The sequence below is a fragment of the Streptomyces sp. NPDC051286 genome, assembly GCF_044455345.1.
In the GTDB taxonomy this organism is placed as follows: Bacteria; Actinomycetota; Actinomycetes; order Streptomycetales; family Streptomycetaceae; genus Streptomyces.
The window spans coordinates 131,698-144,372 of record NZ_JBITER010000007.1 but is presented as its reverse complement, the minus strand read 5'-3'; the positions used below and the strand labels follow the sequence as shown (position 1 = coordinate 144,372).

9 protein-coding genes are annotated in these 12,675 nt (G+C 68.8%); 5 read left to right on the top strand and 4 right to left on the bottom strand.

Annotation, left to right across the window (positions count from 1 at the left end; translation table 11 throughout):
* Nucleotide 1: 1 nt before the first annotated feature.
* Entirely contained in the window at nucleotides 2-1,294 is a 1,293-nt protein-coding gene (locus ACIBB8_RS10085; protein ID WP_398950365.1) for a DUF2079 domain-containing protein, read from the bottom strand.
* Between the two features lie 308 nt (nucleotides 1,295-1,602).
* Nucleotides 1,603-2,352, bottom strand: coding sequence for a peptidylprolyl isomerase (locus ACIBB8_RS10080; protein ID WP_398950363.1), 750 nt, complete (start codon nucleotides 2,350-2,352; stop codon nucleotides 1,603-1,605).
* Nucleotides 2,353-2,634: 282 nt separating this feature from the next.
* Between ACIBB8_RS10080 and ACIBB8_RS10075 the strand changes: the two genes are divergently transcribed.
* From ACIBB8_RS10075 to ACIBB8_RS10055, 5 genes are all read left to right on the top strand, one after another.
* Entirely contained in the window at nucleotides 2,635-3,780 is a 1,146-nt protein-coding gene (locus ACIBB8_RS10075) for a hypothetical protein (RefSeq protein ID WP_398950361.1), read from the top strand.
* 290 nt (nucleotides 3,781-4,070) lie between these two features.
* The gene (locus ACIBB8_RS10070) at nucleotides 4,071-5,180 is read left to right on the top strand and encodes a hypothetical protein (protein ID WP_398950359.1); all 1,110 of its coding nucleotides are present in this window, start codon (nucleotides 4,071-4,073) and stop codon (nucleotides 5,178-5,180) included.
* On the top strand, nucleotides 5,180-6,397 hold the full coding sequence (locus ACIBB8_RS10065) for a toxic anion resistance protein (protein ID WP_398950358.1): 1,218 nt from the start codon (nucleotides 5,180-5,182) through the stop codon (nucleotides 6,395-6,397). The genes ACIBB8_RS10070 and ACIBB8_RS10065 overlap by 1 nt, the downstream gene beginning before the upstream one ends.
* A gap of 26 nt (nucleotides 6,398-6,423) precedes the next feature.
* Nucleotides 6,424-8,007 (top strand): substrate-binding domain-containing protein, encoded by a 1,584-nt coding sequence (locus tag ACIBB8_RS10060; protein ID WP_398950356.1) that lies wholly within the window; start codon nucleotides 6,424-6,426, stop codon nucleotides 8,005-8,007.
* The gene (locus tag ACIBB8_RS10055; protein ID WP_398950354.1) at nucleotides 7,994-8,614 is read left to right on the top strand and encodes a hypothetical protein; all 621 of its coding nucleotides are present in this window, start codon (nucleotides 7,994-7,996) and stop codon (nucleotides 8,612-8,614) included. The genes ACIBB8_RS10060 and ACIBB8_RS10055 overlap by 14 nt, the downstream gene beginning before the upstream one ends.
* Nucleotides 8,615-8,665: 51 nt before the next feature.
* Here ACIBB8_RS10055 and ACIBB8_RS10050 read toward each other — a convergent pair whose 3' ends face one another.
* Together ACIBB8_RS10050 and ACIBB8_RS10045 are read right to left on the bottom strand one after the other, a co-directional pair.
* Nucleotides 8,666-10,408: an Ig-like domain repeat protein gene (locus ACIBB8_RS10050; RefSeq protein WP_398950536.1), complete on the bottom strand. Its 1,743-nt coding sequence runs from the start codon at nucleotides 10,406-10,408 to the stop codon at nucleotides 8,666-8,668.
* A 301-nt stretch (nucleotides 10,409-10,709) separates the two neighbouring features.
* Nucleotides 10,710-12,533, bottom strand: a complete 1,824-nt coding sequence (locus tag ACIBB8_RS10045) for a phosphoenolpyruvate carboxykinase (GTP) (RefSeq protein ID WP_398950352.1) — start codon at nucleotides 12,531-12,533, stop codon at nucleotides 10,710-10,712.
* Nucleotides 12,534-12,675 lie beyond the last annotated feature (142 nt).

Sequence of the window (12,675 nt, the reverse complement as noted above, 5' to 3'; positions counted from 1 at the left end):
GTCAGTTCGGGCGCTTGAGCAGGACGAAGCCCTGTTCCTTGCTCACGGTGAGATACCCCTGCGCGCGGGCAATGCCCAGGGCCTGCTCTTCCTGAAGGACGTTCAGCGGCCACCGCTGATTGAACGGCACCCAGGTGTCCACCATGATCCACTGAGGATTGGGGCGGCTGTCGGGCCAGCCGTAGAGGCTGGCGCTCGTACGGTTCGTGAGCTGGGGCACGAGCAGGTTGGACGCCTGGACCGTGGCGCCGTCAGGGATCCGGTCCATCAGACGGTGGGCGACAGCGATGCGGGGATCGCCCCGCCAGGTGGCCGGCTGGACCAGCTGCCAGAACGGATACTGCGGAAGGATCAGGAAGGTGATCGCAGCGCAGCCGGCGAGGTATCGGCGCAGGCTGCTCCTGCTCGGGTTCCGCCGGACCAAGGCGTCGATGAAGGCCGCGAAGACGATCGGCATCAGCACGAGCGAATAGTGGTAGGCGGTGCCCCAGTGGGTGCTGAGCTCTGAGGCAGCCCGCCACAACAGGGTCGGCACTGCGATCCACATCAACGGGGACCGCAGGGCCAGGAACAGGGTCGGGGCCAGCACGAGCAGGAGCGTCGAGATCTTGGTCTCGGGGGTGATGAGACCGATCGTGCTCTTGTACAGCAGATCCGTCAGCCCACCCTCACTGCCTTCCGAGCCGTTCAGCCAGTGCCAGTAGTCATAGGACCCGTTCGGACTGAAGGCCGGCAGAATGACCATCGTCGCCAGCAGTGCCCCGGCCAGACCGACTGCGGCGGTGATGATCCCGAGCTTGCGGTCGCCGCGCCGGGCGATGACGAGGCCGATCACGACCACGGTGAGACCGAGGTCCTCCTTCACCAGCAGCAGGGGCAGCGCCCAGCAGACCGCGGCACGCATCCGGCCCGTCGCGAGAGCGGTGAGTGAGCACGCGAGGAGAGGAACGGCGAAGGCCCATTCATGGAAGTCGGAGCCGACCCCGCTCGCAAGACCCCAGGAGAGGCCGTAGCAGACCCCGATGACCGCGGCGGCGGGGGAGCCCAGCGTTCGGCGCGCCCAGAGAGTCAGAGGCAGAACGCTCGCGGCGATCAGCGCCGCCTGCACCACGAGCAGGGCCATCGCCGAAGGCCACAGCCGGTAGACAGGTGCCACCAGGGCCAGAATGGGAGAGAAGTGGTCCCCCAGGATGGGAAAGTCCGGCCCCTTGACTTCGGAGACGGGCAGGTGCCCATGCGCGTAGGAGCGGACGATCTGCTCGAAGATTCCCAGGTCGAAGCTGTGGGAGAGCATGCGCTGATGGATACGCAAGGACAACGTCGTGTATGTGAAGAACAGCGTTCCCGCCAGAGCCCAGATCCACCACGGGATGTCGGAGCGGCTCCCGCGAGACGGTTCGGCTACCGGCCCTTCATCCACAGTTGATTTGTGTTGCACCGGGAGCGTGGCACTGCCAGTGGGTGGGGCATGCATGACTTATTCCTTCCGGAAAGCTGACCCTGAGGACCTCAAGACGCCAGCAGCCTCCGCGGCTTGGCGCTGAGCCGCCATGTGCGCGCACGGAATACTCCGAACAGCGGCACAACTGGGGCGTGGTGGAGTCACCCGCGCTTCTCGCGAGGGGCATTGACCGATGCCTGCCGCACCGTTACCGACTTGATGACGACAGCCTTCTTCGGCTTTCCGTCGGTGGATCCGTCCTGCGTCCCATTCCTGGCGATCGCCTTCAGTACGTCCAATCCCCTCACGACTTTCGCAAAGGGAGTCCACTCGGACGACATGGGAACATTGGGATCGGCATAACTGATGAAGAACTGACTGCCGTTCCTGCCGGGCGCCGCCTTGGACATCGCCACGACGCCGGCCGAATATTCGGCTCCGTCCAGATTCTCGTCATCGAAGAAATAGCCCGGATCGGCTGTGCCTTCCCCTTTGGGGTCACCGCAGTCCAATACGAAAATCCCTCGGGTCGTGACACGATGACACTTGCTGCCGTCGTAGTACCCCTTCCGCGCCAGGAAGGAGAAGGAGTTGGTGGCGCAGGGCGCCTTGTCGGTCAGGGCCTCAAGGGTGATGGTTCCCCGGTTGGTCACGAGTTCTGCCGTGTACGGCCGGGCTGCGGCCGAGGCGTCGAAGGCGGGAATTCCCACGGGCTTTTTACCATTGGTGAGTTTGTATGAGCATGCGGCCGGTGGTTTCGCATCGGCGCTGTTTCCCGTCAGGGATACCGCCGCCCATGCCAACCCTGAACACGTCGTGGTCACAGCGATTGCAACCGTCGCCACCCTGACCACACGCTTTCTGACCCTGGTGAAGAAATTCATCTTTCCTTGAAAATCCTTGACGGACATTCGAGCCTCGATTTGGCAAGTGGGAGCTGATGAAGCACGCAGAGCGTATCCATCCACCTGCGTGTCGGCTACATCGACACACACTCGAGATTGAAACCACTACTGAGCCGCGTGGCCCAACTCTTCGAGCCTTATCCCCTTTCGGCCCCCTTCCCTCCTCAGCCGATCGCCTGAACGTCTGGTGTGTCTCGCGAACTTTCTTGCACACGCACCCGAATGTTGCGTCAGAGGCTCCGCATGCCTCTCGAGACCACTCCATTCGGTTCCACAAGGAGCAAATTCATGAGTCCTGAGAACAGGACCCCCTCGCGTCTGGGCCCGGTGCCCCGAGGTCGCAAGTGGCTGGCCGGCGGTGCGATGGCGACGCTGAGCCTCGTCATGCTGGGCTTCTCCAGCCCTGCGATGGCGGCCGCCCAGAGCGCCTTCTCTCCGGGCGAGATGAACCGGCCTGTGCTTATGGGCGGTGACAAGTGCGAGAAGCAGAAGAACAAGCACGACAGGGACGAGTGCTGCGACCGCCACAAGAACAAGCACGACAGGGACAAGTGCAAGGAGAAGGGCAAGCGCGGACCCACCGGGCCCACCGGACCGACGGGTCCTCGCGGCGCCACGGGTCCGACCGGACCGACCGGCGCCACGGGTGAGAACGGCGAGAACGGAGCCACCGGAGCCACGGGACCGGCCGGAGCCACCGGAGCCACCGGAGCCACGGGCCGCACTGGGCCCACGGGTCCGACCGGAGCCACGGGCCGCACCGGGTCCACGGGTCCGACCGGAGCCACGGGCCGCACCGGGCCCACGGGTCCGACCGGAGCCACGGGCCGCACCGGAGCCACGGGACCGACCGGACCCAAGGGTGAGAACGGCGAGAACGGCCAGAACGGCGCCACCGGAGCCACCGGAGCCACCGGAGCCACCGGAGCCACCGGAGCCAACGGGTGCGGCACCGACATCGACTCCATTCTCCCCAGTGAGTCTGAGGAGTTCAGCGTCATCCTGCGCAACGGGGTCGCGTTTGCGGGCCACCGGCACGACGCCACAACGGGGCCCTACCTCGAGCAGAACATCTCCACTCTGGCGCAAAACCCCGGCTACCCCGACCCCGCCGTTGTCTGTGCCGCCACCATTTCGGTCCATGACGGAACGGCGAACTTCAAGGTAATCACCACCACCGGGGCCGTCTTCGAGCTCCAGTGCGACGCCAATGCCCCGATGATGAAACTCGACTGTGGGCCTATCGGCGCGGTGAAGAGGCAGTGGAACGTGATCACCTTCACGAATGTCCCCGCTGGGCCGTTCGCTGTTGAGGAACCGCCGAGCGAGAGCGAGCAGTCCAGCAGCGCGAGCCCGTTGGAGCAGCTGCTGAACAGCATGGCCATCAACAGGGCGGCCGACAAGGGGCTCTCGAAGAGCCGGTCGCGGTCCTGACCTCGTTGGGATCCCTCTGAAGTGTGCCGTGCCCGGGGTCGTCCGGGCACGGCACACGTGCGTGCGCCCTGCGGCGCAGTCCGTGGTCCGCGGCTGGTGGTTCACGAGAACCGACCCCGCTGCCTCCAACTCCCTTACCCCGTAACCTGCCACCGACAGGTCGTCCACCGCGAGGCGCGTTTTCTCCTGGCTCCTGCCGTGGTCCCGCGGGTCGCCGGAGAGAGTCGGGCGCTCCCGTTGCGTATTGGGATACGCACTTTACCTGCCGTCCACTCAACTCCGCCCGGAATGTGGGTTTCCGCGAGCAGTCTGCATCCGTGAGACGCATCGTGGGAATCGTCCTGGCGGTGCTGCTGATCGGCGGAGTGGCAGTAGCCGTCGTAGCAGGCCGCGACAGCAAGGACACGAGCACGGCAACGAAGACCGTGCGTGGAGTGATCGGGTCGGAGAAGGCGGAGTTCTTCGCCGATCCCGATGTGGTGAAGGCCCTCGCCGCCAAGGGTTTCACCGTGAAGGCGGAGACGTCCGGGTCCTGGGCCATGGACCAACTTCCGCTGAAGGATTACGACTTCGCCTTCCCCGGCTCGAAGGCTCCGGCCGATGAGCTGCAGCGCAAGTCCCCCGTCAAGGGCGGACCGCTCAGGCCCTTCTACTCGCCGCTCGTTGTCGTCGCGCACCGCGGCGCCGCGCAGGTGCTGGCGGACAACGGGCTGGCGACGCTGAGCGGCAAGTCCAGCGGGAAGCTGCGCATGGCCCCGTATCTGAAGGCCGCGAAGGCGGACCGGACCTGGCAGCAGCTCAAGGGCGCGGGCAAACATGCCGAGTTGACCGGGACGGTGTTCATCGCGAGCACCGATCCCGTCGCATCCAACTCCGGCGCGCTCTACCTCGCCGCCGCCTCGTACGTCGCCGACGGCGGCCGGGTGGCCGCCGACGACGCCGCGATCGACCGCACCGCGCCGCTGCTGAAGAAGCTGATCCAGGTGCAGGGTGCGCAGCAGACCAGCAGTGACGCGCCGTTCCGGGACTTCATCAGCGGAGTCGGCAATCCGCTGGTCCTGGTGTACGAGTCGCAGGTCGCCTCGCTGCTGTTGCAGAAACAGCAGCAGGAGCTCGGCGATCTGGTCGTCCTCTACCCGGACACCACTGTCTCCAGCGATCACACCCTCGTACCGCTGACCGCCCCGGGCCGGCAGCTCGGCGAGCTGCTCTCCACCGACCCCGGGCTGCGCAAGCTGGCCGTGCGCCACGGCTTCCGCCCCCAGGGCGCCGCGGCCGAGTTCACCGCCGCGACCGCCGGCCACACCGACTACATCGACCAACAGCTGACCGGGATCCGCCAGGCGCCCGTGCCCACCGCGACGGTGATGCGCGCGATGGCCCGCCGGACCCGCGGCTGATGACACACGCCTTCCGGGAGACCTCACCCATGACCGAAGCCGAGCCGCAGCCGCTCGTCCTCACCCCGCCCGAGCCCGTCGCCGCCGTCCGTTCCGAGCAGGCCGCCGGCCTCGTCCCGGTCGACGACTCCGTGCGCACGGAGATGACGCGACGCGCCACCGAGTACGTTGGCAGCCTCGCCGGGCTCGATGCCCGCTCACCCGAGTTCGCCACCAGGATCGGGGAGATCGCCGCCCTCGGGCAGGGCGACATCCGCAGCGCCGCCCAGCAGTCCAACCGGATGCTGGACCGTACGGTCCGTGAGCTCTCGGCCGGGTCGGGGGACGGGGACGCCCAGTCGAGGGTCGGCGCCTCGCTCGTCGAGCTGCGCCGCACCGTCGAGGACCTCGACCCGCGCGACACCCCCGGCCGCGGCGCACGCCGGCTGCTGGCGAAGCTGCCCGGCGGCAACAGGCTGCGCGATCATGTCGCGAAGTACGCCTCCGCGCAGTCCACCCTCAACAGGATCGTGGGCTCGCTCCGCAGTGGCCAGGACGAACTGCGCCGCGACAACGCCGCCCTGCACACCGAGCGCACCCGGCTCTGGGAGACGATGGGCAAGCTCCAGGAGTACGTGGTCCTCACCGAGGCGCTGGACGGCGCCGTCGAGCAGCGCATCCGGGCGACGGAGGCCGCCGACCCCGTGCAGGCGGACGCCCTGCGGGCCGATGTGCTGTTCCCCGTACGGCAGAAGCACCAGGATCTGCTGACCCAGCTCGCGGTCTGCGCGCAGGGGTACCTGGCGATGGATGTCGTACGCCGCAACAACGAGGAGCTGATCAGGGGCGTCGACCGCGCCGCGACCACGACCGTCTCCGCGCTGCGGATCGCCGTGATGCTGGCATCGGCGCTGGAGAGCCAGCGCAAGGTGACCGAGCAGGTGCAGGTGCTGCGCTCCACGACGGAGGATCTGATCCGCGGCAATGCGGAGATGCTCGCCACGCAGAGCGGGGAGATCCAGCGGATCGCCGCAGACCCGGCGGTGGGCGCGGAGACCCTGCGGACGGCGTTCCAGCAGATCTACCGGACGCTGGACGCGATCGACACGTACAAGGTGCAGGCGACCGAGTCCATGGCGGCGACGATCGAGTCGTTGACGGCCGAACTCCAGCAGGCCGGAACCCACTTGGAGCGCAGCCGGTCCGCGGGGGCCCTTGAGGGCGGCGGTCTCGGATGACGGGGACCAGAAGGCCGCGCCGTCGGATGTCGCGCACGCTCGCCGCGCTGCTGGCCGCCGCGGTGCTCGTGCCGATCGCCGCATGTTCGGCCGCGGATGACCCCGCGGCGTCCGGGAAGAAGGACGACGGCGCTCCGCGGGCCGGCACACTGCGCGTGCTGGCCTCCAGTGAACTCGCCGACATGAAGCCGCTGTTGGAGCAGGCGCGGAAGGCGACCGGAATCACCGTGCGGCCCACCTGGACCGGGACGCTCGACGCCGTCCAGCAGCTCGGATCCGGGAAGGCGGACGGGGCGTACGACGCGGTGTGGCTGTCGTCCGACGACTATCTGCGGCTTCACCCGGAGGCGGCGAAGCGGATCACTTCCGAAACACCGCTGATGACGTCGCCGGTCGCCCTCGGCGTCAAGCCGGCGGTGGTGAAGCGGCTGGGCTGGGACCCGTCGCGCGTCACCTGGTCGCAGGTGCACCGGGCGGTGGCCGACGGGAAGCTGACGTACGGAATGACGGATCCGGCGCGCTCCAACTCCGGTTTCGCCGCCCTGGTTTCGGTCGCTTCGGCGCTGTCGGGCGCCCAGTCGGCGCTGACCGACGCCGATGTCCGCAAGGCGAGCGGGAAGATGGCGGAGTTCTTCGGCGGGCAGCGGCTGACCTCCGGCTCGTCCGGCTGGCTGGCCACCGCGTACGCCCGGCGGGGCACGGTCGACGCGCTGATCAACTACGAGTCCGTGCTGCTCTCCCTCAACCGGGACAGTCGTACCGGGCTGACGGTGATCCGCCCGCGCGACGGTGTGGTGACGGCCGACTACCCGCTGAGCCTGCTCTCCGCCGCCTCGCCGGACGCGAAGGACTCGGTGCGCACCCTGACCTCGTACCTCCGCTCCCCCGCCGTGCAGCGGCAGCTGACCCGGGAGACGTTCCGCCGTCCGGTCGTCGCGTCCGTACGGCCCGCGGCGCCGCTGGCCGCCGAGGCGCGCCGTGAACTGCCCTTCCCCGGCGCGCGATCCGTCGCGGACGGGCTGCTCGACCAATACGAGAACAAGCTCCGGCGACCCTCGCGCACCGTGTACGTCCTGGACACATCCGGGTCGATGAAGGGCGAACGGCTGCGGAAGCTGAAGGCGGCGCTGACCGGGCTGACCGGGGGCTTCCGGGAGCGCGAGGAGGTCACGCTGCTGCCGTTCGGGTCGTCGGTGAAGCGGGCGCGCACGCATACGGTCGATCCCGCCGATCCGCAGGCGGGGCTTGCGGCGATCAAGGCGGACACCGCCGCCCTGACCGCGAGCGGCGAGACAGCGATCTTTTCGAGCCTGGAGTCCGCCTACGACCGGCTGGGCCCGGACACCGAGTCCGCATTCACCTCGATCGTCCTGATGACGGACGGCGAGAACACGACAGGCGACTCGGCCGACGACTTCGCCGGCTTCTACCGTTCGCTCCCGGCCGCGCGTCGCGTCACCCCCGTCTTCCCGGTCGTCTTCGGCGACTCGGACCGTGCGGAGCTGGACGCGATCGCCTCCCTGACCGGCGGCCGGCTCTTCGACGCGACGAAGGAGCAGGGGCCGGGCTCCCTGGACGGCGCCTTCGAGGAGATCCGTGGCTACCAGTAGAGCGCCGGGCCGGTTCCTGGCGTACATCGAGTCGCGCAAGAACCTCACCGGGAGCGCCTGCGGGATCGCAGGGCTCGCCCTCACCTTCACCGAGCTCGCGGGCGCGTACTGGCCGGTGGTGATCGTCGGGCTGTACGGCGCGGGTGCGCTGATCGCCCCGCCCGAGCGGCCACCCGCCCCGGACTTCCCCGATCCGTCTTCCCAACTGGAGTCGTTGCGGGCCGACTTCGTGACCCTTCGGGCATATCTGGACGAGGTGGAGCTGCCTCCCGCCGCGTCCGGGCGGCTCGTCGAGCTGACGGAGCTGCTGGCCGGGCTGCTCGCACCCGGCTGGGTCTCCGAGGCCCTCGCCACCGACCCGGAAGGCATTCACACCCTGTCGCGCGCCGTGCACCAGGACATCCCGGAGTCCGTCGACACATATCTGCGGACGCGCTGGTGGACCCGGATCGCACCGGGCACCGAGCCGCCCGAGCGCCATCTCGAACAGCAGCTGTCGCTGCTGCACCGGGAGGCGGAGTCGCTGGTCGCGGGATTGCGGGAGGCCGAGGCACGCCGGCAGCAGACGCACACGCGGTACCTGGAGGACCGGGGCCGGTCCAACTGAGCCCCGTCGGGCGGGCCGAGAGCCCGGCCCGCCCGACGGGAAGCCGCCCGACTACCGCCGGACGCGCACCGTCGCCGACGCCGTCGAGTCCGTGTGCAGATCGTCGCCGGCGTAGCTCACCCTGTACGTCACCTCGCCGGTCGCCGCCGGCAGGTCGTTGATCCGGAACGTGCCGTCGGCGGCGACCGCCGCCGACGTCAGCGCGCCGGTGCCCTTCCGGTCGGTCCGCTCGACGGCGAGGGTGATGCCGGACGGAAGCGCCCGCCCCTGACCCGTCAGCTTTCCGGTGATCTGCAGGCCGTCGGCCTTCGTCGCCTCCGCCGGGGCGGTCAGCGTGATCGTCGTCGGCGCCTTGGTGACCGCGACGGTCAGAGCGATGTCCTCGGCCGGGCGGTGGGTCACATCGCCGGTGAAGGAGACGGTGTACGTGGCGTCCCCGACCAGCGACGGCACGTCGAGGACGGTGAACGAACCGTCCGGGTCGACCTCGACGGGGGCCAGCTTGCGGTCGCCGTTCGCATCGTGACGTACGGCAGACACCCTGACCGGCTCGCCGGGCGCGGTCCCGTCGAGCTCCAACCGGCCGCGGATACCCACGGGTTCGCCGACGACGGGCTGCCCGGGGGTGGTGGAGAGCGACCCGGTGAACCGGGAGTCGTACTGGGCGGCCGGTGGCTGGATGACATGCAGCCAGTACTCGTTGCCGTACGTGTTGGTGGTGACCGCGAAGAGGCGCGACCCGTCCTTCGACCAGCCGAGCCCGCGCGGTGCGACCCGGTCCCCGTCGAGCACCCCGTCGAAGGCGAACTCCAGCGGTACCGTGCCGTTCGCCGGGTCCGCGGGCTGCACCAGCAGATCGGGCGTGGACCCGGTCGCGGCGGCGCCTCGCGCGAGGTACTTGCCGTCGCCGCTGAAGGAGACGGCGGACGCCTTGGCGCCTTCGGGCAGCGGCTGGTACCCGGTCGCCGCATCGGACAGGTCTGCGGCGTCCAGCAGCCGGGTGCCGTAGGAGGCGTCGGCGACGGCTATGCGCTTGCCGTCGGCGGACTGAGCCACGTCCTTCACGTCGAGCGCACCCTGGCCGTCGCTGTCCGCGAACCGGCGCTCCGGGCCGCGCACCAGCGTGTCCCCGCTCGCGTCGAACGTGGTGAGGAAGGGGTTCGGCTCCGCCGCGCTGCGCGCCTGCGCCATGACGAGACGGTCCGGCGCCTCGGGACCGCTGGTCAGCCGCAGCCGGCCCGCGCCGTTCCAGCCGGTGTTGACGGACTGCGTGCCGCTGGCGCCGTACAGCCAGCTCTGGCGCGCGTCGCAGTCGTAGTTGGCCGGGGTCTCCGTGTGCCACGCCTTGCCGCCTGCGAAGGCGACATCGCGCGGGCAGTCCGGGTTGTACGCGGCGAGGGTGAAGCCGGTACGCGTCTGCGTCTGGGTGTCGAAGGCGAGGATGCCGGACGTCTGCGAGACGTAGAGCGTGCTGCTGTCCGCGCTGAGGGCCATCCCGGAAGGTGTCGTGTCGGTGGGCAGCGAACCGACCTTCTGCCCGTCGAAGTTGTAGACGAGGACCTGGCCCGCCGCGATGCTGTTCCTGCGGTCGTCCGTGACGTACACCCGCTCATGGACGGAGTCGACGACCAGGGCCGAGTACGAGGCGATCGGCAGTTTGGCCACGGTGTCCCCGGCCGCACTGCCGTCGGCCGCATGGGCGCCGGGCGCGGCGAGGGCGGTGAGGCCCACGGTGGTGAGTGTCAGTGCGGCCAGCGTCGACGCTATGCGTCGGTAGTGCCGAGACCTGTTCAATTGAGTCCCCCACAGCCTCAGTTGGCCTCCGGGCGGCTCGACCGAAGGCAATGTGAAGGATCATCGAAGCAATGTGAAGGTCTCGTGCGCAAGCTTACGGCGATGCGCGGACGTTCTCTATAAATGGGGCGGGAAAGGGCGACCCCCGGAACCGTAAGGGGATTCCGAGGGCCGTTCCGCGGCGGGCTGTTGACCCCACAGGTCAGGGCGGATGTCGAAAGGCCCGGCCGCGGGGATCGCGGGGGCGCGCTTCAGGAGTGCGCCCAGGTGGGCGACGCCTCGAAGGCGCCGCCCCGGGGCGTCAGCCCAGGCGCTGGACCAGCGCGCGGTACTCGTCCCACAGTTCCTTCGGCGTGTGGTCACCGAAGGTGTTGAGGTGCTCGGGGACCAGCGCCGCCTCCTCGCGCCAGACCTCCTTGTCGACCGTGAGCAGGAACTCCAGGTCGGACTCGGAGAGGTCCAGGCCCTCGGTGTCCAGGGCGCCCTTGGCGGGCAGGATGCCGATCGGCGTCTCGACACCCTCGGCCTTGCCGTCCAGGCGCTCGACGATCCACTTCAGAACACGGCTGTTCTCACCGAAGCCCGGCCACACGAACTTGCCCGCGTCGTTCTTGCGGAACCAGTTCACGTAGTAGATCTTCGGGAGCTTCGCCTGGTCCTTGTCGGCGCCGACCTTGACCCAGTGGTTCATGTAGTCGCCCATGTTGTAGCCGCAGAACGGCAGCATGGCGAACGGGTCGCGGCGCAGCTCGCCGACCTTGCCCTCGGCGGCGGCGGTCTTCTCGGAGGCCACGTTGGCACCGAGGAAGACACCGTGCTGCCAGTCGAAGGACTCGGTGACCAGCGGTACGGCCGAGGCGCGGCGGCCACCGAAGAGGATGGCCGAGATCGGCACACCCTTCGGGTCCTCCCACTCGGGCGCGATGATCGGGCACTGGCCCGCCGGGACGGTGAAGCGGGCGTTGGGGTGGGCGGCGGGCGTGCCGGACTCGGGGGTCCAGTCGTTGCCCTTCCAGTCCGTGAGGTGCGCGGGGATCTCCTCGGTCATGCCCTCCCACCACACGTCGCCGTCGTCGGTGAGCGCGACGTTCGTGAAGACGGAGTTACCCCACATGGTCTTCATGGCGTTGGCGTTGGTGTGCTCGCCGGTGCCGGGCGCGACTCCGAAGAATCCGGCCTCGGGGTTGATCGCGTAGAGACGGCCGTCCTCGCCGAACCGCATCCAGGCGATGTCGTCGCCGATGGTCTCGACGGTCCAGCCGGAGATCGTGGGCTCCAGCATTGCGAGGTTGGTCTTGCCGCAGGCGCTCGGGAACGCGGCGGCGACGTACTTCGCCTCACCCTGCGGCGGCGTGAGCTTGAGGATCAGCATGTGCTCGGCGAGCCAGCCCTCGTCACGGGCCATGACCGAGGCGATGCGGAGCGCGTAGCACTTCTTGCCGAGCAGGGCGTTGCCGCCGTAACCGGAGCCGTACGACCAGATCTCGCGGTCCTCGGGGAAGTGCGAGATGTACTTGGTGGAGTTGCACGGCCACGGAACGTCCTCCTGGCCCTCCTCCAGGGGCGCACCCAGCGTGTGGACCGCCTTGACGAAGAAGCCGTCGGTGCCGAGCTCGTCGAGGACGGCCTGGCCCATGCGCGTCATGGTGCGCATCGAGACGGCGACGTACGCGGAGTCGGTGATCTCGACGCCGATCGCGGAGAGCGGGGAGCCGACGGGGCCCATGCAGAACGGAACGACGTACATCGTGCGACCGCGCATGGAGCCGCGGAAGACACCCTTCTCACCGGTGAAGATCTCCCGCATCTCGGCGGGGGCCTTCCAGTGGTTCGTCGGGCCCGCGTCCTCCTCCTTCTCGGAGCAGATGAAGGTGCGGTCCTCGACGCGGGCGACATCGCTCGGGTCGGAGGCAGCGTAGTACGAGTTCGGGCGCTTGATCTCGTCGAGCTTGGTGAACGTGCCCTTGGCCACGAGCTCCCCGCACAGGCGCTCGTACTCGGCCTCGGAACCGTCGCACCAGACCACGCGGTCCGGCTCGGTGATGGCTGCGATCTCGTTCACCCAGGAGACGAGCTCCTGGTGACGGGTGGGAACAGTGAGGGGAGCCGCGATGTCGCGCGCCACGATCGCTCCTTGTTGAGGGTGTCTTTGGGCTGTTGCCCCGTGGGGGCTGCGACCCGGATGCTTCGTAGCCGCTCATCCGGTGCCGACGATACTCATTTGATCATCCGGCCAATTCGCCCATATGTCCAGAGGGGCGCCCACG